At 45.4% G+C, this 23388-nt stretch carries 26 protein-coding genes, 1 pseudogene and 1 riboswitch; of the genes and pseudogenes, 4 read left to right on the top strand and 23 right to left on the bottom strand.

Translation table 11 applies throughout. The features are described 5' to 3' along the window. Positions 1-2: 2 nt before the first annotated feature. The 10 genes from WMO28_RS04345 to pcrA all read right to left on the bottom strand — a co-directional run bounded on the left by WMO28_RS04345 (position 3) and on the right by pcrA (position 9955). Complete coding sequence (locus WMO28_RS04345; protein WP_349056164.1) at positions 3-422, bottom strand: hypothetical protein; 420 nt, start codon at positions 420-422, stop codon at positions 3-5. After that, positions 403-1401 (bottom strand): ParB/RepB/Spo0J family partition protein, encoded by a 999-nt coding sequence (locus WMO28_RS04340; RefSeq protein ID WP_117557950.1) that lies wholly within the window; start codon positions 1399-1401, stop codon positions 403-405. Before WMO28_RS04340 ends, WMO28_RS04345 begins: the two co-directional genes overlap by 20 nt. Beyond that, the gene (locus WMO28_RS04335) at positions 1398-1598 is read right to left on the bottom strand and encodes a helix-turn-helix domain-containing protein (protein ID WP_117557952.1); all 201 of its coding nucleotides are present in this window, start codon (positions 1596-1598) and stop codon (positions 1398-1400) included. Before WMO28_RS04335 ends, WMO28_RS04340 begins: the two co-directional genes overlap by 4 nt. Before the next feature lie 237 nt (positions 1599-1835). Continuing rightward, a complete protein-coding gene (rlmD, locus tag WMO28_RS04330; protein WP_349056163.1) occupies positions 1836-3263 on the bottom strand; it encodes a 23S rRNA (uracil(1939)-C(5))-methyltransferase RlmD in 1428 nt (475 codons plus the stop codon). Between the two features lie 160 nt (positions 3264-3423). Next, complete coding sequence (locus tag WMO28_RS04325; RefSeq protein WP_015526073.1) at positions 3424-3654, bottom strand: hypothetical protein; 231 nt, start codon at positions 3652-3654, stop codon at positions 3424-3426. A gap of 219 nt (positions 3655-3873) precedes the next feature. Beyond that, the gene (locus tag WMO28_RS04320) at positions 3874-4227 is read right to left on the bottom strand and encodes a CGGC domain-containing protein (RefSeq protein ID WP_044961569.1); all 354 of its coding nucleotides are present in this window, start codon (positions 4225-4227) and stop codon (positions 3874-3876) included. A gap of 36 nt (positions 4228-4263) precedes the next feature. Beyond that, complete coding sequence (locus tag WMO28_RS04315; RefSeq protein ID WP_021651662.1) at positions 4264-5019, bottom strand: ABC transporter ATP-binding protein; 756 nt, start codon at positions 5017-5019, stop codon at positions 4264-4266. Continuing rightward, positions 5019-6104, bottom strand: a complete 1086-nt coding sequence (locus WMO28_RS04310) for a FecCD family ABC transporter permease (RefSeq protein ID WP_173745801.1) — start codon at positions 6102-6104, stop codon at positions 5019-5021. Before WMO28_RS04310 ends, WMO28_RS04315 begins: the two co-directional genes overlap by 1 nt. A 14-nt stretch (positions 6105-6118) precedes the next feature. Further along, positions 6119-7213, bottom strand: a complete 1095-nt coding sequence (locus tag WMO28_RS04305; protein ID WP_021651660.1) for an ABC transporter substrate-binding protein — start codon at positions 7211-7213, stop codon at positions 6119-6121. 106 nt (positions 7214-7319) lie between these two features. Beyond that, positions 7320-7610, bottom strand: a riboswitch (cobalamin riboswitch). A 101-nt stretch (positions 7611-7711) separates the two neighbouring features. After that, entirely contained in the window at positions 7712-9955 is a 2244-nt protein-coding gene (pcrA, locus tag WMO28_RS04300) for a DNA helicase PcrA (protein ID WP_349056161.1), read from the bottom strand. Between the two features lie 200 nt (positions 9956-10155). Between pcrA and WMO28_RS04295 the strand changes: the two genes are divergently transcribed. Then, positions 10156-10782 (top strand): DUF1836 domain-containing protein, encoded by a 627-nt coding sequence (locus tag WMO28_RS04295; protein WP_178645206.1) that lies wholly within the window; start codon positions 10156-10158, stop codon positions 10780-10782. Between the two features lie 73 nt (positions 10783-10855). Here WMO28_RS04295 and WMO28_RS04290 read toward each other — a convergent pair whose 3' ends face one another. After that, positions 10856-11170, bottom strand: coding sequence for a YerC/YecD family TrpR-related protein (locus WMO28_RS04290; protein WP_178645207.1), 315 nt, complete (start codon positions 11168-11170; stop codon positions 10856-10858). 232 nt (positions 11171-11402) lie between these two features. Between WMO28_RS04290 and WMO28_RS04285 the strand changes: the two genes are divergently transcribed. From WMO28_RS04285 to WMO28_RS04275, 3 genes are read left to right on the top strand one after another with little or no spacing between them, the layout of a single operon-like run. Beyond that, positions 11403-12077: a DUF624 domain-containing protein gene (locus tag WMO28_RS04285; protein ID WP_178645208.1), complete on the top strand. Its 675-nt coding sequence runs from the start codon at positions 11403-11405 to the stop codon at positions 12075-12077. Next, complete coding sequence (gene mnmL, locus WMO28_RS04280) at positions 12074-13018, top strand: tRNA modification radical SAM protein MnmL/YtqA (RefSeq protein ID WP_178645209.1); 945 nt, start codon at positions 12074-12076, stop codon at positions 13016-13018. The genes WMO28_RS04285 and mnmL overlap by 4 nt, the downstream gene beginning before the upstream one ends. 15 nt (positions 13019-13033) lie before the next feature. Continuing rightward, positions 13034-13546, top strand: coding sequence for a DUF4364 family protein (locus WMO28_RS04275; protein ID WP_178645210.1), 513 nt, complete (start codon positions 13034-13036; stop codon positions 13544-13546). A 24-nt stretch (positions 13547-13570) separates the two neighbouring features. Here the strand turns inward: WMO28_RS04275 and WMO28_RS04270 are convergent, their stop codons facing one another. The 12 genes and pseudogenes from WMO28_RS04270 to WMO28_RS04215 form a co-directional block, all read right to left on the bottom strand. After that, positions 13571-14893 carry an AAA family ATPase gene (locus tag WMO28_RS04270; protein ID WP_178645211.1) on the bottom strand — a complete coding sequence of 441 codons (1323 nt, stop codon included), beginning with the start codon at positions 14891-14893 and terminating at the stop codon, positions 13571-13573. A gap of 127 nt (positions 14894-15020) precedes the next feature. After that, complete coding sequence (locus WMO28_RS04265; RefSeq protein ID WP_178645212.1) at positions 15021-15707, bottom strand: polysaccharide deacetylase family protein; 687 nt, start codon at positions 15705-15707, stop codon at positions 15021-15023. Positions 15708-15817: 110 nt separating this feature from the next. Continuing rightward, the gene (locus WMO28_RS04260) at positions 15818-16438 is read right to left on the bottom strand and encodes a cytidylate kinase family protein (protein WP_178645213.1); all 621 of its coding nucleotides are present in this window, start codon (positions 16436-16438) and stop codon (positions 15818-15820) included. Positions 16439-16448: 10 nt separating this feature from the next. After that, a complete protein-coding gene (locus WMO28_RS04255) occupies positions 16449-17159 on the bottom strand; it encodes an ABC transporter ATP-binding protein (RefSeq protein ID WP_119239318.1) in 711 nt (236 codons plus the stop codon). Between the two features lie 13 nt (positions 17160-17172). Beyond that, complete coding sequence (locus tag WMO28_RS04250; RefSeq protein ID WP_119239319.1) at positions 17173-17931, bottom strand: ABC transporter ATP-binding protein; 759 nt, start codon at positions 17929-17931, stop codon at positions 17173-17175. Positions 17932-17933: 2 nt separating this feature from the next. After that, a complete protein-coding gene (locus WMO28_RS04245) occupies positions 17934-19007 on the bottom strand; it encodes a branched-chain amino acid ABC transporter permease (RefSeq protein WP_022426434.1) in 1074 nt (357 codons plus the stop codon). A gap of 10 nt (positions 19008-19017) precedes the next feature. Beyond that, positions 19018-19902 (bottom strand): branched-chain amino acid ABC transporter permease, encoded by an 885-nt coding sequence (locus WMO28_RS04240; RefSeq protein ID WP_015526088.1) that lies wholly within the window; start codon positions 19900-19902, stop codon positions 19018-19020. Between the two features lie 96 nt (positions 19903-19998). After that, positions 19999-21156, bottom strand: a complete 1158-nt coding sequence (locus WMO28_RS04235) for an ABC transporter substrate-binding protein (protein WP_173736803.1) — start codon at positions 21154-21156, stop codon at positions 19999-20001. A gap of 236 nt (positions 21157-21392) precedes the next feature. Then, a complete protein-coding gene (rplT, locus tag WMO28_RS04230; RefSeq protein ID WP_015526090.1) occupies positions 21393-21749 on the bottom strand; it encodes a 50S ribosomal protein L20 in 357 nt (118 codons plus the stop codon). A gap of 33 nt (positions 21750-21782) precedes the next feature. Then, the gene (rpmI, locus tag WMO28_RS04225; RefSeq protein ID WP_019162770.1) at positions 21783-21980 is read right to left on the bottom strand and encodes a 50S ribosomal protein L35; all 198 of its coding nucleotides are present in this window, start codon (positions 21978-21980) and stop codon (positions 21783-21785) included. An 83-nt stretch (positions 21981-22063) separates the two neighbouring features. After that, positions 22064-22558 carry a translation initiation factor IF-3 gene (infC, locus tag WMO28_RS04220; RefSeq protein WP_021977873.1) on the bottom strand — a complete coding sequence of 165 codons (495 nt, stop codon included), beginning with the start codon at positions 22556-22558 and terminating at the stop codon, positions 22064-22066. Between the two features lie 320 nt (positions 22559-22878). Beyond that, a pseudogene (locus WMO28_RS04215) lies at positions 22879-23373 on the bottom strand (Spy0128 family protein); the annotation flags it as partial. Between the last annotated feature and the right edge of the window lie 15 nt (positions 23374-23388).

Here is a 23388-nt window from a genome sequence, read left to right as displayed (position 1 = left end):
AACTATACAATCATTCCAATCGCTTTTACTTCATAATCCCCAGGTATTTCTTTCTTGATTTTTACAAGGATATTATTTGCCCTGGCCCGGTCTTCAAGAGGAACTGCCAAAACAAATGTTGCATGTCCCTGGTTTAATGAACATTTTTTCAAGTATGAGTAATACTGATTTATACTATGTTCTCTCAAAATGTCATCACTTGTTTTTGCCTCTCCTATAAACATAACACCGTTGTATTCAAAAAATACGTCTGGTCTGTATCCTTCCATTGTCAATTGAGGAAGCGGTCGTCCATCATTAATATCGGTTTCGATAAAATAACTCAAATCCTCCCCAACGCTATCTTTAATAAATCTTAAGGCGTATTCAACTAAAACCTTATGCTTATTTGATTCTCCCATATCAGTTACCATCAATTTCATCTAAGACTATGCTCTGCACTGTCTCAACTACTTTTCGTAGTGCGTTTAATTTTTCCTCATACTCAGCATCTGTTTTTAGCTTAAGAACCTCCACATGTGTAATGTCAAACATTCTCTTTGAAAGTTCATTGGCCAACATCTCGTAGGTAACATTTTTCAGAGAATCCGGTGTGATATCCTCAGCTTCTAAAATTTTCTTAGCCGCAGCCGTGTCATGCTTTAAAAAAGCCTGCCTTGCTCTTTTACTATTCAGAATCTGTGGTAATCGTCTCACGTCTTCTAATCGAGAGAATTTTTCATCTACCATCCATTGTGCAAAATCAGTTTTGTCATATCCATGTAGCTGAAGACTTTCCACAACATTCTTTTTTTGTAATTCAACAAAGCCGGAAAATTTCTTTTGATCGAACTGTGTGTCATCCTCACATAGTGGAGCATATATATCTCTCATATCTTTATATGCTTGAATCATATAGCGAATTTCTGATGCTTTTGAGGATCCACCACAATACGCCAAAAGTTCTTTCATAGGCATTTTCTCTTCGTCCGAAAGAAAGGTTAAATATTTCGCCTTGGCATAAGCATCCCAATCTCTTGGTCCAACCAAATGTGCCTGTAACCGAATTGAGTGCATTTCATTATTTTCGAGATTCTCATAGATGATAGCCCTTATTTTATTCCAATTTCCTGGCACATTGTCCCTAATAAAATCTCTATATATTTGCAGACGAGTGTTACCCTCGATAACTACGTATCTGCCATCCGGAAAGTGATTTACAATAATTGGATTAATGATTCCACCATGCTCCTTGATAGACTCCTTTAAACTTGCACAACTGTCAGTTCCAGTTCCTAGCAGCATAGCAAGTAATTCTCCTGATCTGCTTTCTTCCGGATAGTTTTGTAAATAATTTTGTATACGCGGATTTGTAAAATCCAAATCTAATAAAGCTGTATCAATCTCAGTATATGAACTCATTTAGCGCCCTCCTCTATCTCATCACTATTTTTTCTTGTACGCCTGGGATCTTCAGGCTTTATCGCATTATCAGGTATTAGCCATGTATTTCCCTTCATAATCGCTCCTTCGATCCGCCCATTTGTACAGTATGTTGTTACTCTTCGTCTAGAGAGCCCCCACTTTTTTGCCATTTCGGTTGTTGTTAAAAGTTCCATATACTTCCTCCATATTACAATGACAACATATTTATTATAATCCTTTAGAGGAACACTTTCAATGGAATATCTTGTACAAATGGTAAAATCCGCGGACACGCTTTATGCCGATAAAGTTTCGGCGCACAAGCAGTTGTCCGCGGATTTTACTTCCCCCCTTGTGGGGAAATTCTATATTCTCATAATTTTTCACTAAAAACACAGGTTCATATCCTGCGATAATCGCCGGAAACCCACTTAAACCGGGGCTTTTCTCGACAGTAAACAGACGGTCTCCACATGGACCCCCTGGCAGAACTGATCCACTGCACAGGCGTGGGTCATCTCATATCCAGCCTCATAAAATGCCGGGAGGTCTCTCACAAGACTTGTAACCTTGCAGGAAATGTATACAATCTGGTCTACGCCGTAAGCCAGGATCTTTGGAAGGGCTTTGGGGTGAACGCCATCTCTTGGTGGATCAAGGATGATCATATCCGGTTTCTCCGGCACATCGTCCAGAACCTTCAGCACATCTCCGGCAATAAAACGACAGTTATTGATGCTGTTAAGTGCAGCGTTTACTCTGGCGGCTTTTACCGCGTCTTCCACGATCTCCACACCGATCACCTCGCTGGCAACGGACGCCGCAAGCTGGGCAATGGTGCCGGTTCCGCTGTAAAGGTCAAACACCACCTTGTCTCTGGTATCTCCTACATATTCCCGTACCTTGGAATACAGAATCTCCGCAGCCAGGGAATTTGGCTGGAAAAAGGAAAATGTGCTGATCTTAAATTTCAGTCCAAGAAGTTCTTCATAGAAATAATCCTTTCCGTAAAGGATCTTCGTCTCGTCGCTCTGCACTACATCAGATAAAGAATCATTTAAAATGTGCATGATCCCCACGATCTTCCCTTCCAGCGGAAGTGCAAGAAGCTGTTCTTTCAGAGGCTCCAGATCATATTCTTCCTGGGTGGTGGTTACCACATGGACCAGGATCTCACCACTTGTAACACCTCTTCGAAGAAGAAGATGTCGAAGATACCCCACATGCTGCAGCTTTTTATAGAAGCTGGCATTACGCTCCAGGAAAAACTCCCGCACACAGACCAGGATCTTTGTCATATCCGGATGGACCAGCTTACAGTCATCCGTATTCAGGATATCGTAAGTGCTTCCCTTTTTGTGAAGTCCAAGGGACAGCGGCCCATCCTTATACTCATCCCCAAAAGAAAACTCCATCTTATTGCGGTACCCGAACTCAATGGGACTGCCATAGATCCCATCCCAGTGATATAAACGATCCGCAGCCTCAGCTTTTTCTGTCACATCACTGTTCTTCCCGATCTTAGCCAGACTTTCTCTCACTGCCCCATCCAGAAGTTCCCTCACCTGACATTCCTTCATCTCCTTCTGTGCCTCATAGCTCATGGTCTGATACATGCAGCCGCCACATGCCGGAAACTCCTGACAGGCAGGTTCTCTTGTCTCCAGCGGAGATTTCTCCAGGACCTCCAGAAGACGTCCTTCCGCCCGGCCGGAACGTTTCTTATTGATCATAAACCTGACTTTCTGTCCCGGGATTCCGTTTTTTACAATTACTTTCTGGTCATCAACCCAAACAAAACCTTTGTTTGGAAATTCCACTTTTTCTATAATACCTTCGTAAATTTCACCTTTTTTCATAAATCCTCTTTCTGTTTTATAACTAGTACAGCGTTTCACGGTCCGTCTTCAAAAATCAAGCCCCGGTATCGCGCCGGGGCTTCAATTATCCGCTTCTCATATTCATACATAACAGACTGCCATTCTGATCTGCTCAAAACAGCCTCTGCAGTGAAAGTTCTTACTCTTCCTCATCCTCGAAATAATCATCGAAGTCATCATCAAAATCTTCTTCAAAATCTTCCAGATAATCCGGAGCGAAGAAACGGTATACTGCAAACGCAATACCGGCAACAGCTGCAACAGCACCGATGATCGCCAGTACCCAAAGGACTGTGTTCTTATCTTTCTCTTCTTCTTTTTTCTTCAGTGTTGCGAGCAGTTCTTCAAGTTTTGTTGTATTTAAATTCATAACACTGCACCATCCTTTCTTTCTGTTCGGCTGTACTTTCTGTCAGTAAATCTACAGCGCAGCGTTTTTTGAGGTCGCTGCACCCGAGCCTTTTTTTAATGTTCTTATTATACCACCATATGTCTGGTTTTACCAGAACTTACACAAATTTTCGCAGAAACATTCTGTAAAAAAATCGCCGTATTTCCGGCATTTCCGGAAAGATACGGCGGTTTTCTCTTATTCTTTATGGGTTCCTCGGATCACTTTGATCCCGCGTTCTTCTATCAGACCGCAGATCTGTGTTATCCGCGGACATTCCTTTTTTTCCTCATTCAGACGGCATACCCCGACATGGATGACGCTGATCTTTTCACTGACCAGCCGGTCTGCCTTTTCCAAAATTCCCTCATCTTCAGCAGGTTCTTTTGCATTGGTTTCTTTGCATCCGTTGCATGTCATCACAGCTGCCAGAATCGTATCTTCCGGATAGCCGGAAAAAAAATCTCTTCTTTCCCGAAATGCAGACAGACATCCTGCCCTGGTACACACATCATTGGAATTAAGGCATGTCAAAATCCCGATCTTTTTCATCTTTTTCCCTCTATGCATCCCGCCTCACAGCCAGAATCATAAAAACAAAATATGCATCTTTCCGCGGCTGTCGTAAACGATCTCCGCTTCTACTTTATAGATCCTGCGGATCAGCTCCGGGGTCAGGACTTCTTCCGGCGTTCCGTAACCTTCCAGAACTCCGTCCTTCAGTACATAGATCTTATCACAGTATGCTGCTGCAATATTCAGATCGTGAATAGCGGAGATCACGGTTACATTAAGTTTTTTCACCAGCTCCATCAGCATGATCTGGTGGGTAATGTCCAGATGATTGGTAGGCTCATCCAGAATCAGTGCAGAGGTCTGCTGGGCAAGTGCTCTTGCCAGGATCACCCTCTGCTGCTCTCCTCCGGAAAGAGTGGAAAAGGTACGGTCTGCAAACGCCTCCATCTGTACGGTTTTCAGCGCTTCATCCACGATCTGGTAATCTTTTGCATTGTCCCGTTCCAGAGTCTTTTTATGAGGCGCACGCCCCATAAGAACCACCTCGCGGACCGTAAAATCAAAATTATAATAATTGTGCTGTGCCACCACGGCCATTTTTTTCGCAGAGCTTCGAACACTCATGGAATGAAGCTCCTCGCCGTCCAGATACACGGCTCCTGCGTCTGGTTTCAGAATACGGTAAATGCATTTCAGCAAAGTGGATTTTCCGCTTCCGTTTGGTCCGATGATTCCTACCAGTTCCTTATCCTGGGATTCCATGGAGATTCCCTTCAGGATCTGTCTGGCGTGAAAGCCAACCTGAATATTTTCTGTGGTGATCTTCATTACCGGGCACCTCCGAATCCATAGGATTTCCGCACAAGCAGATAAATAAAGCAGGGAGCACCGATAATGGATACCAGCACACCGATGGGCATCTCGGAATTTTTAAGGATCACACGACATGCCACATCGCACCAGATCAGAAACGATGCACCAAGAAGCGCACTTAAGGGGAGCAGTTTTCTGTGATCTGTTCCAAAAAGGATCCGGACCACATGAGGGATCACCAGTCCCACAAATCCGATTACACCGGCACAGTACACGGCAAATCCGATCATAACAGAAGCAATGATCAGATAAAAAGTCCGCAGTCTGTGCAGATCTGTTCCAAGGGTAATGGATACGTCATCTCCCAGAAGCATCAGATTCAGGTTCCGGTACTGCGTCCAGAAAACAGCCACGCACACCAGCGTGACCGGAAGCATTACACCCACTCTGGTCCAGCTTGCTCCGGCAAGACTTCCCATGCTCCACTTCATAACTTCTGTTGCCGCATTTTTGTCATTGGTAATATAAATGACAAAATTGGAAAAAGCAGAACAGACTGCGCTGACCGCCATTCCCGCAAGGATCAGTTTTGCGGAAGTTGCCTTTCCACCCATGTTTGCAATGGCGATCACCGCAAAAGAAGTGATCATCGCGCCAATGAAAGCTGTGATTCCCACAGAGTTTCCACCAAGAAAGCTTCCGATTCCAAGCATGATGGCCAGTGTGGCACCCAGAGATGCACCAGATGAGATACCCAGCACATACGGGTCTGCCAGCGGGTTCTGCACGATAGCCTGCATCACCACGCCGCACACGGAAAGAGCCATTCCAACTGCCAGAGCCAGAAGGACTCTAGGCAGCCGGATCAGCCACACAACATCATGAACTGCGCCTTCCGCATAGGCGGACAGACTTTTTATATGAAACAATTTATAAGCGATAACGCTGTATACATCCTTCAGTGACAGATCCGCATTTCCAAAAGTGATGGCTGCAAGTATGGAAAAAATAAGGAATCCTGCAAGTCCGATGAGAACTGCCACATACATGGATGTTCTGAGCACCTTATCTTTTTTTCTCTGTGAAGCTGTTTCTTTCACTGCATTTTCTCCGATCAGTCAAGATTTACGTCCGGATATAATCCCTTTGCAAAAGTTTCGATTCCGTCCTGGGTACGTGTTGCACTTGCATACATCTCACTGAGCATGATCGGGTAAACACGTCCGTTCTTTACTGCGTCAAGGCTCTTCAGGGACTCATCATCCTGGATCACTGCAAGCTGGCTGTTCTTAACAGTTTCCGGATCATCTCCTGCATATGGCATGTAAACCACAAAGATCACGTCAGGGTTGGCTGCGATGATATCCTCTTTTCCAACGGTGGAAGCATCCGGGTTTGCAAGAGTTGCGCCTAACTGTGTTACCATATCTCCGCCAAGGCTCTTTACGCCATAGTTTGTGATGTCATCTCCAAGAGGCTCCAATACCATTACGCTTGGTTTGTCTTTTACATCTGCAGTTGCAGTAAGAGTTTTGTCGATCACTGCTTTTGCATCATCAACGATAGCCTGTGCTTTGTCCTGTACATCGAAGATCTTTCCGATATTTAAGATATCTGTGAATTCATTTTCCAGTGTTCTGTCGCCGTCCGGACGAGTATTGGTGTTGTAGTAGGTGTTGCAGCCTTTGTCGATCCAGTCTGTTACATTTCCCAGATTCTTATCAGAGAAAAGAGAGCTCCAGGATAAGATCATGTCCGGCTCCAGCATTGTTACAGTTTCAAGGGATGGGGTAAATTCGTCAAGATAATTTGTTTTTGAGAATGCTTCTTTGAGATCTTCCGGAACTTCATTATCAAGACCTGCGGTAGCTACCAGGTGGTCTTCCAGACCAAGTGCGAGCATAGTCTCAATGCTTCCCTGATATACAGCAAGGACTTTTTCCGGTGCTTTTTCATAAGTGGTTTCGATTTCGTTTCCATCGTAATCATAGGTTGTGATGGTCAGAGGATATTCTGTCTTGGTTGCCTCTGCGGAAGAATCTTCGGTGTCTGCAGACTCTGTACTGTCTTCTGCTGCCGGCTGGTTGTCTTCCTTGATGGTCTCGGAGTCTGCTCTCTCTGCGGCATAAACAGCCGGAGCTGCTGATACGGTCATTGCCGCTGCCATTACCATTGCCATGATTCTTGTGGATACATACTTGTTTTTCATTTCATTTCCTCTCTTTTCGCCTGTTTTATCTCCTGTTGCCTATGGGTAACCGAAAAGATGGGGCTTCATAAAATCTGCACGGAACACTTTGTACGGAAGCTCCCACTTACATACTGTCAAGCAGGTTTCCTGACTTACAGACTCAGAAAAAACTCCGCAAAATAAAAACTGATACACCATTCATCTTTTAGCCGATCATGAATGATGTATCAGAATTTTCTCCAGAATCTCTCTGACATCGGGATTTCGCCTTCTCACATGAGTTTCTGCAATGGCATGTGAAATCCCTTCTTCTGTATACAGTGGCCGCAACCGCTCAGGCTTTTTACCCGATTCCCTCCTCACAGTATCCGGCAGCATATGTGCCGGTGATACTGTTCACTTCACAGCAATTCAATTACGCTGATACTGATTCTAACATACCGGTTTTCCAATTACAACCTTGAGGCCGGATTTTTACAGTTTTTTGCAGAAATAGTCTGCCCGGAGAGATCCCTCTCAGATCTTCTTCAGCTTGGCAAAACCGGCGAACATTTTTTTCACGCCGACTTTGTCAAAGTCTACCGTCACTTCGTAGTCTCTGCCGCCGTCTGCGATATTTTTTACGATACCGACTCCGAATTTCACATGACGGACCGTGTCTCCCTCACCATAGTCCAGGCTGTCCGCCTTCTTCACTGTGAAATCTTTTTTCTGCAGGGTGCTCTTTGCCTGGAAATTCATTTTCATCTGGGCATAGGCGCTTTTCGGAGATACGATATCATCTACTCTGGGCTTTTTCTCCTGAATGGTATGTCCAAGATCTACCAGCTCCCGTGGAACCTCCCTTACAAAACGTGACACACGGTTATACTGAGTCTCCCCACGGATCATCCGCTGTTTTGCACAGGTTAAAGTCAGTTCCTTCATGGCACGGGTGATTCCCACATAACAGAGCCTTCGCTCCTCCTCGATATCCGACGGATCACCGGACCAGATGGAAGCATATCCCGGAAAAACACCGTCCTCCATTCCCACGATAAATACATTGGGGAATTCCAGTCCCTTGGCACTGTGAAGGGTCATCAGCAACACATAATCCTGATCCGGATCAACAGAATCGATATCTGCCACCAGTGCGATCTCCTCCAGAAATGCAGAAAGTGTTGCCGGCTGTCCGGCCTCCTCCATGGCTTCCTGGAAGGATTCTGTCTTGGAGATCAGCTCATCGATATTTTCGATCCTCGCCTGAGCCTCCTCCGTTTTCTCTGCCTCCAGTTCCTTCACATAACCGGTAAGTTCAATGACCTCTTCCAGAGTTTCACGGACTGTATAAGCCTCCGCCTTGCTCTTAAGTCCCTGGATAAAGGAAACAAAATCGTTGATCTTGGAAGCAGCGCGGCCAATGGACGGCACTTCCTCAACCACTCGGAGCGCATCATAGAAGCTTAAATTCATATTGTCCGCATAATCCTGGACACGACCGATACTGGTAGCTCCGATTCCACGCTTTGGCACATTTAAGATTCTGCGCACTGCGAGGTCATCACTTGCATTATCAATAGTCTTGAGGTAACTCAAAAGATCCTTGATCTCCTTGCGCGCATAGAAATTAACCCCGCCAACGATCTTGTAAGGAACATTCGCCAGGAGGAATTTTTCCTCAAAAAGACGTGACTGGGCATTGGTTCTGTAAAGTACTGCACAGTCCTTGTACTGGAATCTGCCGCTCCTGCGTCCCTGCATGATCTCGCCGGTTACATATTCCGCTTCCTCGAAACCATTGTTGAACTGACGGAAATGGACTTTATCCCCCTCTTCGTTCTCTGTCCAGAGAGTTTTTTCCTTACGCTCTGTATTGTGGACGATCACCTCATTGGCTGCGTTAAGGATGTTCTTGGTAGAACGGTAATTCTGCTCCAGGCGCACCACCTTAGCTTCCGGGAAAACCTTCTCAAAGCCAAGGATATTTCCGATATTTGCCCCGCGGAAACGGTAAATAGACTGGTCATCATCACCTACAACACAAAGATTCTTGTATTTCTCAGCAAGAAGACTTACTAATTTAAACTGTGCCGTGTTGGTGTCCTGATACTCATCCACCATGATATAACGGAACCGTTCCTGATAATAATCCAGGATATCCGGATTGTGCTGAAAAAGCTCCACCGTTTTCATGATCAGGTCATCAAAATCCAGTGCATTGTTTCCCCTTAAAATGGACTGGTATTCCTTATACATGCCTGCGATCTTCCGTGCATCCGGATCACCGCCTGCATTCAGCTCCAGCTCTTCCGGCGTGATCAGTTCGTCCTTCGCATGGGAAATCTCTCCCAAAACAGCACGTTCTTTGTATATTTTCGTATTTACATCAAATTTCCGGAAGATCTCTTTCATGACTGTCTTCTGGTCATCTGCATCATAAATAGTAAAATTGCTGCTAAATCCCAGCACTTCAATATGACGGCGCAGGATTCTCACGCAGGCAGAATGAAAAGTAGAAACCCATACGCTCTCCGCTCCCATTCCCGCGATCCGGTTCACACGCTCGCGCATCTCATTTGCAGCCTTATTGGTAAAAGTAATGGCCAGGATATTCCACGGATTTACTCCTTTTTCTTCCATTAAATAGGCGATCCTGTGTGTCAGCACTCTTGTTTTTCCGGAACCGGCACCTGCAAGGATCAGCAGTGGTCCCTCTGTATGTACAGCTGCTTCCCTCTGCATGGGATTTAGTGTATCCAACGCTTCATGTATACTCATTTTGATCTCCATTTCTTTTTTATATCGGCAACAGGTATCTGTTTTTAATAAGTTCCAATCGTATCTTTATATACTATCATGTCTTTCCTCACCGGTAAACCCGGAAATTCATTCCACGAATAACATTATGCCCTTCAAAAAAAGTTTCTTTACAAGTAGTATTTAAAACTATATAATAGGGAGCAGAGGTGATAAATGCGATGACAAATAATGAAAAAGACATGATGCACAGCATTTTCGAAAAAATAGCTGAGCTTGATTATATAAAACCCGATGATATCCCGAACATTGATCTGTACATGGATCAGGTGACAACTTTTATGGAAGAGAATCTTGCTTCCACCAAACGTCACGACAATGATAAGATCCTGACCAAGACCATGATCAATAATTATGCCAAGAACAAGCTTCTCCCGCCCCCCGAGAAGAAACGCTATTCCAGAGAGCATCTACTGATGCTGATCTTTATCTATTATTTTAAGAATATTCTTTCTATCAGTGATATCCAGACGCTTCTCGGACCTATCACAGATAAATATTTCAAGTCCATGACTGACAAGGATATGACCTACATCTATCAGGAGGTTTTCAGCATGGAGCAGAACCAGATCCGTTACCTCGAAAAAGATCTCCTTCGTCGTTTCAAGAGTGCAGGTGAAATCTTCCAGAACGCTGATCCGGAGGATAAGGATTTTCTCCACCAGTTCTCCTTTATCTGTCTGTTAAGCTTCGATGTTTATATGAAGAAGATGATCATTGAGAACATGATCGATCAGATGACTCCACAGAAAGACGAGACTTCCCACCACAAAGAAAAAAAGAAATGATCCACGGAACATTTTTCCGGGCAGAAGAAAAGAGACAGACATCCGCGTCCATCTCTTTTTTTGCGTTATGGCCTTACTCAGCCTTATCGTTCTCTTCTTCGTTCTTCTTCATACGTGCAAATACCATCTCATACCCATCATTACCATAGTTCAGGGAACGGTTTACACGGCTGATCGTAGCTGTGGAAGCACCCGTCTTCTCTGAGATATCAAGGTATGTACGCTTATCCGTAAGCATCTTCGCTACCTCGAAGCGCTGAGATAATGAAAGCAACTCATTGATGGTACAAACGTCCTCAAAAAACGTATAGCACTCTTCCTTGTCTTTCAAGCACAGGATCGCTTCAAACAGGTGATCCACGGCCTCCGTCCTGATTTTTTTGCTCATTGTTACGCTCCTTTGAAATTACATAATTTTCGTTTGATACAATACTGATATTTTAACACTCTAAATTGTGATAAGCAAGCATTTTAGGGAAATTTAATAAACTATTTCACATTTTTGTCTTTCCATGACGGACACATGCATTTATTCTCCGATCCTATTTGGGGTTTGCTTTTTCCTCTGTGATTGGGTATACTTAAAATAATAATTTTTAAAAGAAAAGGAGACTTATCAGATGAATCGTTTTTTTAACATGGATAATAAGTTCTTCGTGTTTATGGGACGCGTGGCAGACCTGATCCTTCTGAACATTCTGTGCATCCTCTGCTGTATTCCGATCATTACGGCAGGCGCTTCCATAACCTCTCTTTACTACGTTACACTGAAAATGGCAAGAGACGAAGAATCCTATATCATCCGGAGCTTTTTCCACGCTTTTAAGCAGAATTTCAAGCAGGCAACCATCATAAATATTATTATGCTGCTTACAGCCGGTGTTCTGTTTGTTGATCTTCGCATTGCAAGAGCCGGAGACAGTGTAATGTACAAGGGACTTTTCACTTTGTTTATCGCAGTTGCATTTATCTATGCACTGATCCTTCTGTACATTTATCCGATCCTTGCGAAATTTTACAACTCCATTAAGAACACCTTTGTCAACGCATTCCTGATGTCAGTCCGCCATCTTCCGCAGACTGCACTGATGCTCCTGATCTCCGCATCACCGGTACTGCTTTTCCTGCTTATGTCCTATACAGGCGCGGCTCAGGTACTTTCCATTCTGATCATGCTCTTTGTTTTGATGGGATTTGCGACTCTGGCTTACTGGAAATCCAAGCTTTTCGTAAAGATCTTCGATAACTACATACCGAAGGACGAAAGCGAAAAAAGCGAACTGGAAGAAGCATGAGAACACGCTGGAATGACAAGCCGTACCATTCCCTGGATTACATGCTCAGGGAGCGCTACGGCGAAAAGGTCTACCGGGTGGCTTTAAACGGCGGCATGTCCTGCCCCAACCGTGACGGCACTCTGGGAAAAAACGGCTGCATCTTCTGCAGTCAGGGAGGAAGCGGCGATTTTGCAGCAAGTGCTTCTCTTTCCATCACGGAACAGATCGATACACAGATTGCAAGCCTCTCCGCCAAAAGACCGATTCACAAATACATTGCCTATTTTCAGGCTTACACCAATACCTATGCTCCGGTGGAATATCTGCGAAAGATTTTCACAGAGGCGATCACCCATCCGGATATCGTGGCACTGTCCATCGGAACAAGGCCGGACTGCCTGGGCGATGAGGTCATGGAACTTCTTTATTCCCTGAACCGGATCAAACCCGTGTGGGTGGAGCTCGGACTTCAGACCATTCATGAAAGAACTGCTCAGTATATCCGCCGCGGCTACCCGCTCTCCTGCTTTGATGACGCAGTGAGCCGTCTCCGCAGAGGCGGGATCGAAGTGATCGTCCACACGATCCTTGGACTTCCCGGCGAAAGCCACGAGGATATCCTGGATACGATCCGTTATCTCAATGCCATGGATATTCAGGGAATCAAGCTCCAGCTTCTCCACGTACTTCGTGGTACTGATCTTGCCGCTGATTATGAATCCGGTCTTTTCCGTACTTATGAGAGAGAAGAATATCTGGATCTTGTGATCGACTGTCTGGAACAGCTGCGTCCGGATATCGTGATCCACCGTGTAACAGGCGACGGTCCGAAGGAACTTCTGATCGCACCTTTATGGGCCAGTCGTAAACGCGAGGTTCTGAACCTTCTTCATCACAGAATGAAGGAGCGGCAGAGCTTCCAGGGAAAAGCTTTTAAACCTCTTTCCCTGCGTCAGTAAAAAGGAGGCATTTTTATGGCATCACCTTTTACAACCTATAAACTTATCATTTTATATATGCTGAAGAATTCTGAGGGAGATCTTACCAATTCGCAGATCACGGATTTTATCCTGGATCGGAAATATACCAATTATTTTCAGCTCCAACAGGCCGTCTCCGAGCTGGTGGAGGCCGAACTGGTGGAAATGTCCTCCCAGTCCAACCGAACCTACTACCGGTTAACTGATGAAGGAAAAAATACTCTGAAATATTTTTCCAAAGAGCTTTCCTCAGATATCAAGAAAGAAGTCGAAGAATATCTCAATTCTCTTCACTGCAAGATTGAGGAGCATCTTCTCACTCCTGCTGATTATTATCCGACGAAAGAGGGCAGCTATTCCGTCCGCTGCCGGATCATAGAAGGCGGTGTCAACATTGTAGATCTCAGCATCAACGTTCCCAATCTGCCCGCTGCACAGTCCGTATGTGAAAGCTGGCCTTACAAATACCAGAACGTTTACGACAAAATAATGGAGGAGCTTCTCTGAGAAAGCTCCTCCTTTTTTTACCTGTTATTCTGCTTCGTCATGTATCTTCTTCATATGTTCTTTCAGCGTCTTCTCATATCCCATGTCACTTAATTCATAGAAATGCTCTCCCTCGATCTCTGAAGGCAGATATTGCTGCTTTACATAATGGTTCGGATAATTGTGGGCATATTTATAGCCAATTCCATGACCAAGGCTCTCATGGCCGCCATAGTGGGCATCCTGGAGATGTACCGGAACGGTAGTCTTCTTCGCCTTCACACAGCGCATAGCCTCCTGTATGGCGTTGACTGCCGCATTGCTCTTTGGCGCACAGGCCATGTAAGTCACAGCCTGGGAAAGAATGATCTGGGATTCCGGCATTCCCACACGTTCCACAGCCTGGGCTGCTGCCGCTGCCACGCACAGTGCCTGGGGATCTGCGTTTCCAATGTCCTCTGAGGCCAGGATCATGATCCTTCTGGCAATGAATTTCACATCTTCTCCTGCATAGAGCATTTTTGCCAGATAATAAACTGCAGCGTCCGGATCGGAACCTCGCATGCTCTTGATAAACGCTGAGATAATATCATAATGGTTGTCCCCGTTCTTATCGTAGCGCACCACACGCTTCTGAATGCACTCAGAAGCCACAGAAAGGGTCAGATGGATCTTTCCGTCCTCTCCCCGGGGTGTGGTCAGAATTCCCAGTTCTACGGCATTCAGTGCACTTCTGGCGTCACCTCCTGCCATGTCTGCCAGAAATTCCAGTGCATCATCATCGATCACTACATCGTAACTTCCCATTCCCCGCTCTGGATCGTTCACAGCCCGCAGAATCAGCTCCTTCACCTCCGGGATCTCCAGAGCCTTCAGCTCAAAGATAATAGATCTGGAAAGAAGCGCGCCGTTTACCTCGAAATAGGGATTCTCAGTAGTTGCTCCGATGAGGATAATGGTTCCGTCCTCCACAAACGGAAGAAGATAATCCTGCTGTCCCTTGTTGAAACGGTGGATCTCATCGATAAACAGGATCGTTTTTTTTCCGTACATTCCAAGGTCATCCTGGGCCTGCTTTACCACAGTTTCCATATCCTTCTTGCCTGCCACGGTTGCATTGATCTGGGTAAAATTGGCGCTTGTGGTATTGGCGATCACTTTCGCCAGAGTTGTCTTTCCGGTTCCCGGAGGGCCGTAGAAAATGACAGAGGTCAGTTTATCTGCCTTGATGGCACGGTACAGTAATTTATCTTTTCCTACGATATGCTGCTGCCCTACCACCTCATCCAGAGTCCGCGGGCGCAGTCTGGATGCAAGTGGGGATTCCTGATCCAAGGTTTTTGATTTCGCGTATTCAAATAGATCCATGGTATTCACTCCTGTTGCTTATACAAAATATGCTGCCTGATCTGTTGCGGCAGCCTGCCTGTAACTTCTTATTTCTATAATATTACCTGCTTATGTCAGAAAAAGCAAATATAAGTTTGGCGCTCCTCTATGTAACCAGCAACTCATCCACAGTTACCAGATCATAGCCTGCTGCCTTCAGCACATCCGCAACTTCAAGCGCAGCCTCCACAGAAGTCGCAAAACAGTCGTGCATCAGTATGATGGAACCGTCCTTCACCTCCCTCTGCACGATTTCTTCCACGGACTGCACATTTCTTATTTTCCAGTCCAGGGTATCTACATCCCAGAACACCGGCAGCATGGTCACACACAATTCCAGGTTCTTCGGCCAGGCACCGTAGGGTGGCCGCAGATACGTGGGATACTCTCCCGTGATCTCATAGATTGCATTGTTGGTTTTCAGGATCTGTTCGCAGGCCTGGTCACCCGGAAGCTTATTCAGCTGCACATGGTCATATGTGTGATTGCCGATGAGATGGCCATCTTTCTGCATCTGCTCTACGATCTTTTCTTTCCCCTCGATATTTTTTCCCATGAGAAAAAAGCTGGCATGGATTCCCCGCTTACGTAAGCCTTCCAGAAGCATTGGCGTATATTTCGCATGTGGGCCGTCATCGAAAGTTAGCGCTGCCCGCGGGCGGTCCTGTTCTGCGAAAACTGCAGAATCTGCGTGCAGCCGAAGCGCTCCGTCAGTTATTCCTCTATAACCCAGGACTGCCATCGCAATTCCTAACACTGTCATTACTTGGAAATATTTTTTTCGCTTATCCATACTCCCCGCCGGATTTAAACCTGCTTTTCCACAATATATGAAAAAATTCCCGGGAAAAGACTGTCAGAAGCCAGTCTCTTTCCGGGAAATTCCCATATGCTTCGTCTGATTTATTTCTTCAGGATCTCAAGTGCGCTCTCGATCTCTTCGATACATTTCTCATATCCAAGAGTACCGTTATCCAGGCACAGATTGTATTTCGTCATATCTGCCCAGTTAGCACCCATGAACCGTCTGCACAGGTCTTCCTTACGCTTGTCATCCTTCTGCATGAATTTCTCAATATCCTTTGTGCTGCCGCTGAGCTTCTTGCTCGCCTCGCAGATACGGAAATCCCAGTCTCCGTACACAAACACACGAAGAACATTTGGGTATTCTTTCAGGATCATGTTGGCGCAGCGTCCGATGATCACGCAGGACTCTGTCTCTGCCAGATGGCGGATCACCTTCGCCTGATAGTTGAACAGGTTCTCGTCCGATGTGAAATCCTTGCTCTGTGGCGGGATCAGCTCTCCTTTATAAAGTCCGGATCTTGCAAAAAGCTTCTGCTTCGCACTGACATTTTCGTCTACTCTTCCAAAAAGTTCTTCATGAATACCACTTTCCTCAGATGCCATACGGATGATATCCTTGTCATAGTAAGAAATCCCTAATTTCTTTGCAAGCTCCTCTCCGATGGTACGTCCGCCGCTTCCATACTGTCTTGCAATGGTAATTACGAAATTATCCATGATCTTCCCCCTACTCTCCAAGATATGCCTTCTGAACAGCTTCGTCATTCAGAAGATCCTGGGCCTTTCCATCCATGGTGATGCTTCCTGTCTCAAGAACATAAGCACGATCAGCAATAGAAAGTGCTTTCTTCGCATTCTGCTCAACAAGAAGTACGGTTGTACCGCTTTCGCTTACCTCACGGATGATATCAAAAATCTCATTTACAAAGATCGGTGACAGACCCATGGACGGCTCATCCATCAGGATGATCCTCGGTTTGCTCATCAGTGCACGCCCCATGGCAAGCATCTGCTGCTCACCACCGGAAAGAGTTCCTGCACGCTGTCCTTTACGTTCTTCCAGACGCGGAAATCTCTTGTATACACCGGCAAGGCTCTCTGCGATCTCTGCCTTATCCTTTCTTGTATAAGCCCCCAGAAGAAGATTCTCATAAACGGACATATCCGCAAATACTCGTCTTCCTTCCGGAACGTGTGCCATTCCCATTTCTACGATCTTATGGGCTGGTGTTCTTGTGAGGTCTTTTCCCTCAAACACAATGCTTCCGGACTTCGGAGAAAGAATTCCGGTAAGTGTCTGAAGTGTGGTTGTCTTTCCGGCACCGTTGGCACCGATCAGCGCAATAACCTCTCCCTGATTTACATGAAAAGAAATTCCCTTCAGGGCCTGGATCACACCATAGTAAACCTGGAGGTCCTTTACTTCCAACATTGCCATTGTCTCGTCCTCCTTATTCTCCCAGATATGCAGTAATAACAGTCGGGTCTTTCAGTACTGTGGATGTCTCACCCTGGATCAGTACCTGACCGAAATTCAGAACAGTCAGTTCCTCACAGATACCACCGACCAGTTTCATGTCGTGCTCGATCAGAAGAACTGTCATATCAAAATGTTCCCTCACGAAACGGATAGTATCCATCAGTTCCTGTGTCTCATTAGGATTCATACCGGCTGCCGGCTCATCCAGAAGAAGAAGCTTCGGCTCTGTGGCAAGTGCTCTGGCGATCTCAAGCTTACGCTGTTTACCATAAGGCAGGTTGCCGGCCAGTGTGTCAGCTTCTTTATCCAAGTCAAAAACCTTCAGGATCTCCATCGCTCTCTCGTTCATCTCTTTTTCCACCTTATAGTATTTCGGCAGTCTTAAGATCCCGGTCAGTGTGGAGTATGGATGATGATTGTGAAGCCCTACTTTTACATTGTCAAGAACAGGCATATCCTTGAAAAGACGGATGTTCTGGAAGGTTCTTGCGATTCCGGCCTTGTTGATCTCAATGGTGCTTTTTCCTGTGATGTCCTGGCCGTCAAGTTTGATGATTCCTTCTGTTGGTTTGTATACACCTGTGAGAAGGTTGAATACAGTTGTCTTACCGGCTCCGTTAGGTCCGATGAGGCCATAGAGCTGTCCTTTCTCAATGGTCATGTTAAAGCCGTCAACAGCACGAAGACCGCCGAACTGGATAGACAGGTTATTTACTTCCAGCATTGCCATGATCAGGCCACCTCCTTTTTCGCTTTTTTGCCTTTGAATTTTTCTACCATACGTGCTCTCCAGTCTCTCGCCGCCGGTGCCCAGTTAAAGAGCATCATGATGATCAGCACGATAGCATAGATCAGCATACGGTAGTTTGCGAATCCACGGAGAAGCTCAGGCAGTGCATAGAGGATAATTGTTGCAATGATAGATCCTCTGATATTTCCGATTCCTCCAAGTACTACATACACAAGTACCAGAATGGACATATTGTAATCGAATACAGAAACCTTAAGAAGAGAAAGGTTATGTGCATACAGCACACCTGCAACTCCTGCAAGGGCTGCAGAAATGGTAAATGCCAGCAGCTTATATCTGGTGATATTGATTCCTACAGACTCCGCTGCAATACGGTTGTCCCTGGTTGACATAATAGCACGTCCGCTTCTGGAGTTTACAAGGTTCTGTACAATAAACAATGTGAGAAGAAGCAGGATCACGCCGATCAGGAAAAAGTAATTCTTGATATCTTTATAAAGAGTTGCTGTTCCCGAAATACCAAGGGCGCCTTTTAAGATCTGCTTTCCGCCGGCTTCCAGATGAAGACCGGCTGCACTTGTTGCAACGTGAAGTCCTTTGTCATCCACGCCAATGTAAAGTACATTGATCAGGTTCTTGATGATCTCACCAAAAGCCAGTGTAACAATAGCCAGGTAGTCACCGCGGAGACGAAGTACCGGAATACCGATGATCACACCGAACAGTGCTGCAACTGCCGCACCTACAAGGATTGCAAGGATAAAGCGAGGAACCTGCGGAATGGAGTCTGCAGCAACCTGTGAAAACAGGGCACTGGAAAAAGCTCCCACGCACATGAAGCCCGCATGTCCAAGGCTCAGCTCACCGGAAAAACCGACTACCAGATTCAGGGAAACTGATGCAATGGTATAAACACAAAGGGGAACAAGAAGTCCCATAAGAAGTCTGGAAAGATTTCCAGTTGAGGAAAGTGCCTGTACGATCACAAAGAGCACAATGACAATTCCATAGTTGATCATGTTATTTTTTGTTGTTTTGTTTTTCATATTCTTCATATCGGCCACCTTACACTTTCTCCTGGATGTTCTTGCCGAACAATCCGGTAGGTTTTACAAGAAGCACGACGATCAGGACTGCAAATACGATCGCATCTGCAACCTGGGAAGAAATATAAGCTTTTCCGAAGATCTCGATGATTCCCAAAAGGATGCCGCCGACCATAGCTCCCGGAATCGAACCGATTCCACCGAATACAGCAGCTACGAAAGCTTTGATACCAGGCATGGCTCCTGTGTACGGAGTCAGTGTCGGATAAGTCTGACAGAGCAGAAGGCCTGCGATCGCTGCAAGTCCGGAACCGATGGCAAATGTGAGGGAAATTGTCGCATTGACGTTAACTCCCATCAGCTGTGCCGCATCTCTGTCCTCGGAAACCGCCTGCATGGCACGGCCAGGTTTTGTCTTTTTTACAAAGAGGGAAAGTCCCACCATGATGATGATACATGCAAGGATGGTTACGATGGTGATTCCCTTGATGGTAAGCTCACCGTCAAACAGTGTGATGGACGGAACTTTGATAACAGCTACGAAACTCTTGGCATCTGCGCCGAAGATCAGAAGTGCCAGGTTCTGAAGCAGATAACTGACACCGATAGCCGTGATAAGAACGGCCAGGTTTGAGGAAGCTTTTCTAAGTGGACTGTAAGCTACCTTCTCAATGACAACACCAAGCAGTGTACAGATCACAACGGAAAGGATCACAGCAAGGATCGGTGACATGCCGCCTCTTGTGATACAGGTAAGGATGATATAAGCTCCCACCATGATAACATCTCCGTGTGCAAAGTTCAGCATCTTGGCAATACCATAAACCATGGTATATCCAAGTGCGATGATTGCATAGATACTGCCAAGACTGATGCCGTCTTTTAAATAAGATATAAAACTCATAACGCACCTCTTTTAATTGTTTATTGATAAGGGAAAAAGGGGACGGTTCCCACTAAAGGTGACCGTCCCCTGACCCCTAACGTTAACAGAAATTACTTATTTCATCTCTACATAAGCACCGTCTTTGATCTCGAATGCTTTCGGCTCTTTATCACACTCGCCATCCTCGGTCCATTTTGCTTTTCCGGTAAGTCCGTCAAGCTCGATGTTTGCCATGGATGCGCTCATTGCTGCACTGATGTCTGCATTTTCCATATCTGGTGTGATCTTTGCATCGTCAGCTGCAAGCTGCATTGCGTAAAGTACATCATATGTATCTGCCGCAAACTGGTTCGGGATCTCACCGTTGTGAGCATCGCCGTATGCTTTTACGAAGTTCTGGCTCTTCTCATCTGTGGATGTTGCGGAGAATGGTGTCAGGAGCATAACACCCTCCGCAAGGGATTTATCGAAGTTCTCTACATTGAGGATACCATCCATGCCATCTACACCAAAGAATTTAATGTCAAGTCCTGCCTCAGATGCCTGCTGAAGGATCAGCGCATTGTCGGAATAGTAGTTCGGAAGGAAAAGAAGCTCAGCGCCGCTCTTCTTGATCTTTGCAAGCTGTACAGAATAGTCTGTGTTGCTGTCTGTTGTGTAAGCCTCATCTGCAACTACTTCAAGTCCGTCATCAGCAGCTGCTGCAACGAATGCGTCATGTACACCGGAGTTGTAGTCAGCAGCGGAATCATAAAGTACTGCTACTTTCGTTGCAAGTTTGTGCTCGGAAATGTACTGAGCAGATTTGGTTCCCTGTGCCGGGTCTGTGAAGCACATACGGAACTCGTTTGTTCCTGCTGTAATACAGTCAAGTGCTGTTGCGGATGGTGTGAAGAGGAATGTATCCTCAGCTGCCTCAGCTCCTACTGCGATACAGGAACCGGATGTTACAGTTCCACACAGCATCTGCATTCCTTTATCGATCAGGTCATTGTATGCGTTAACAGCCTTCTCCGGATCTCCCTGGTCATCACCTGCGTCAAGAATCTCTACTTTATATCCGTTGAATCCACCGTTCTCGTTGATCTCATCAGCTGCGATCTTGGCTGCGTTGTATACGTTGGTACCGTACTGTGCGTAATCACCTGTCATTGGTCCGATCACACCGATCTTAAATGTCTCATCTGCTGCAAAAACTGATGTAGGCATCATCATAGCTGCTGTCATCGCTGCTGCTGATGCAACGCCGATTACTTTCTTCCAATTCTTCATAATAATCTCTCCTCCTGCGCTTTGTCGCGTTACTAATGTTTAATGGTAAAATTATAGCATCGCATATTTTTTATTTCAAGGGCAAATTTAGTTATCTGTTGTTTTTCGTCTGATTGCACAACGCGGACACTTGTCCGCTGTACAGCTTGTGTCGTTTTTCGGCAAATTGTCTGAATTTTTTTACAAAAAAATCCAGGGAAAAATTCCCTGGACTCCTTCGTCTCTTAATACTTTACTTATGCGATTGCTTTCTTAGCGATCTCAGCAAGTGCTGTGAAGCCTGCTGCATCGTTAACTGCCATCTCTGCAAGCATCTTTCTGTTGATGTCGATGTTTGCAACTTTAAGGCCGTGCATCATTTTGCTGTAGGAAAGTCCGTTCATTCTTGCAGCTGCGTTGATACGGGCGATCCAGAGCTGTCTGAACTGACGTTTCTTCTGTTTTCTTCCTGCATAGGAGCTTGTAAGAGCTCTCATTACAGACTGTTTTGCTACTCTATACTGTTTGGAACGGGCTCCTCTGTAGCCTTTTGCCAGTTTTAATGTACGGTTATGTCTTTTCTTTGCGTTTAATCCGCCTTTAATTCTTGCCATTTCTTAATTCTCCTCCTGTTCGTCTTCTCTATCTTATAAATATGGTAATGCTTTCTTCATGCTCTTTACGTTAGTAGAATCAACAACAGTAGATTTTCTCAGATTTCTCTTTCTCTTCTGAGATTTCTTTGTAAGGATATGGCTCTTGTAGGCTTTATTTCTTACTAATTTTCCTGTACCTGTTTTTTTAAAGCGCTTTGCTGCTGCTCTGCAAGTTTTAATTTTTGGCATTATGAATTCCTCCTTGATTTGGTACTTCTAAATTTTATATAACATCCCGTTCTGCCCGGCTATTGCCGTGAAGACTGAGATATCTACCGTTTCTCAGTCAGAAACATTGTCATGCTTCTGCCTTCTACCTTCGGAGCCTTCTCTACAGTCGCTATATCGGACAGAAGATCTGCGAAGTCGTCAAGCACATGTTTGCTGCTGGACATATGTGCCATCTCTCTTCCGCGGAAACGAAGTGTAACCTTAACTCTGTCACCCTTGCTAAGGAACTTTCTTGCTGCATTTACCTTCGTCTTTAAATCGTTCGTATCAATGTTCGGGGAAAGACGCACTTCTTTGACATCGATGGTTTTCTGCTTTTTTCTGGCCTCTTTTTCTTTTCTGGCAAGCTCGTAACGGTATTTACCGTAATCAATGATCTTGCATACCGGCGGTTTCGCCTGTGGGGCAATCTTTACAAGGTCAAGCCCTGCCTCCTGTGCTTTCGCCATCGCTTCTCTGGCGGACACGATTCCAAGCTGTGCTCCGTCCGGACCAATCAAGCGTACCTCTCTGTCTCTGATCTGTTCGTTAATCATTAAACCGCTAATTGTTGTACACCTCCATGAACATGATAGAATTCGTTTTTTCTTTCTCATTGATGTGCCAGGATGATCTCCTGCACAAAAAAAGCGCAGACAGATGTCCACACTTTCAAAATTACACCTGCGCACTGATGGATTATCCGTTCGCAGTACTGTGCAATATTGACCTGAGTCGCTTGTCTTCAGCGCTGAGGTGAGAGTGAACTCTGCTTTCTTTTCGCTACGTACTCTAAGAGAATACCATGGTGTGTTGTGTTTGTCAACTGTTTTTTCCGGATTTCTTTGATATTTTTTGTTTCAGTGGCAATGACGGTTCAGAACCCAGAAAGCTTATAGCTTCCAGCTTCCAGAATAACCGGATGATCCTTCAACGTAGATGTCCATGTATCGGTCACATTTCCATCTTCATCGTTTTGCTTGTTCGAAAGTATCTGATTGTCCGCATCTGCTAATACGAAGTTGTAATCTCCTTCATTGAGCGTCTTTCCTGTCAGGAATTTCTCTTCAGTTAAATTTATTCTTCCTTTTGCTGCATAAGTATTCACAAATACGACCTTATCTGCATCTGCATCATACGTTACCTTGGATTCCAGCTGGCCTTTTCCGTTGTCTGTTACTTCTACTGTCACTTTATGTTTCGTCTGGTCTGCTGTATATTCGGACGGTACTTTCTGTACCTCGCTCAGTTCATACTCGTAGGTTCCGGCCTTGCTGTAGCTCAGTTTGGCGAATGTGATCTTTCCATTTTCATTCTTTACTGTCTGCTCTGTGTTCTCATCGCCTTCTGTCTTCGGGGTCAGCGTGAAACTGAACTGGCTTCCTTT

The sequence above is a fragment of the Blautia aquisgranensis genome, from assembly GCF_040096615.1.
GTDB lineage: Bacteria > Bacillota > Clostridia > Lachnospirales > Lachnospiraceae > Blautia_A > Blautia_A aquisgranensis.
Note: the sequence above shows the minus strand (reverse complement) of the source record. Positions and strands in the feature narration are given on the sequence as shown.

Bases quoted from the DNA above. Each gene is read 5' to 3' on its own strand.
- pcrA (WP_349056161.1), bottom strand. From the start codon at position 9,955: ATGAGTATACATGAAGCGTTGGATACACTAAATCCCATGCAGAGGGAA.
- WMO28_RS04235 (WP_173736803.1), bottom strand. From the start codon at position 21,156: ATGAAGAATTGGAAGAAAGTAATCGGCGTTGCATCAGCAGCAGCGATG.
- WMO28_RS04275 (WP_178645210.1), top strand. From the start codon at position 13,034: ATGGCATCACCTTTTACAACCTATAAACTTATCATTTTATATATGCTG.
- WMO28_RS04265 (WP_178645212.1), bottom strand. From the start codon at position 15,707: ATGGATAAGCGAAAAAAATATTTCCAAGTAATGACAGTGTTAGGAATT.
- WMO28_RS04315 (WP_021651662.1), bottom strand. From the start codon at position 5,019: ATGAAGATCACCACAGAAAATATTCAGGTTGGCTTTCACGCCAGACAG.
- infC (WP_021977873.1), bottom strand. From the start codon at position 22,558: ATGATTAACGAACAGATCAGAGACAGAGAGGTACGCTTGATTGGTCCG.
- WMO28_RS04345 (WP_349056164.1), bottom strand. From the start codon at position 422: ATGAAATTGATGGTAACTGATATGGGAGAATCAAATAAGCATAAGGTT.
- rplT (WP_015526090.1), bottom strand. From the start codon at position 21,749: ATGGCAAGAATTAAAGGCGGATTAAACGCAAAGAAAAGACATAACCGT.
- WMO28_RS04240 (WP_015526088.1), bottom strand. From the start codon at position 19,902: ATGAGTTTTATATCTTATTTAAAAGACGGCATCAGTCTTGGCAGTATC.
- WMO28_RS04335 (WP_117557952.1), bottom strand. From the start codon at position 1,598: ATGGAACTTTTAACAACAACCGAAATGGCAAAAAAGTGGGGGCTCTCT.
- rlmD (WP_349056163.1), bottom strand. From the start codon at position 3,263: ATGAAAAAAGGTGAAATTTACGAAGGTATTATAGAAAAAGTGGAATTT.
- WMO28_RS04285 (WP_178645208.1), top strand. From the start codon at position 11,403: ATGAATCGTTTTTTTAACATGGATAATAAGTTCTTCGTGTTTATGGGA.
- rpmI (WP_019162770.1), bottom strand. From the start codon at position 21,980: ATGCCAAAAATTAAAACTTGCAGAGCAGCAGCAAAGCGCTTTAAAAAA.
- WMO28_RS04320 (WP_044961569.1), bottom strand. From the start codon at position 4,227: ATGAAAAAGATCGGGATTTTGACATGCCTTAATTCCAATGATGTGTGT.
- WMO28_RS04290 (WP_178645207.1), bottom strand. From the start codon at position 11,170: ATGAGCAAAAAAATCAGGACGGAGGCCGTGGATCACCTGTTTGAAGCG.
- WMO28_RS04305 (WP_021651660.1), bottom strand. From the start codon at position 7,213: ATGAAAAACAAGTATGTATCCACAAGAATCATGGCAATGGTAATGGCA.
- mnmL (WP_178645209.1), top strand. From the start codon at position 12,074: ATGAGAACACGCTGGAATGACAAGCCGTACCATTCCCTGGATTACATG.
- WMO28_RS04245 (WP_022426434.1), bottom strand. From the start codon at position 19,007: ATGAAGAATATGAAAAACAAAACAACAAAAAATAACATGATCAACTAT.
- WMO28_RS04255 (WP_119239318.1), bottom strand. From the start codon at position 17,159: ATGGCAATGTTGGAAGTAAAGGACCTCCAGGTTTACTATGGTGTGATC.
- WMO28_RS04325 (WP_015526073.1), bottom strand. From the start codon at position 3,654: ATGAATTTAAATACAACAAAACTTGAAGAACTGCTCGCAACACTGAAG.
- WMO28_RS04260 (WP_178645213.1), bottom strand. From the start codon at position 16,438: ATGGATAATTTCGTAATTACCATTGCAAGACAGTATGGAAGCGGCGGA.
- WMO28_RS04295 (WP_178645206.1), top strand. From the start codon at position 10,156: ATGACAAATAATGAAAAAGACATGATGCACAGCATTTTCGAAAAAATA.
- WMO28_RS04270 (WP_178645211.1), bottom strand. From the start codon at position 14,893: ATGGATCTATTTGAATACGCGAAATCAAAAACCTTGGATCAGGAATCC.
- WMO28_RS04250 (WP_119239319.1), bottom strand. From the start codon at position 17,931: ATGGCAATGCTGGAAGTAAATAACCTGTCTATCCAGTTCGGCGGTCTT.
- WMO28_RS04340 (WP_117557950.1), bottom strand. From the start codon at position 1,401: ATGAGTTCATATACTGAGATTGATACAGCTTTATTAGATTTGGATTTT.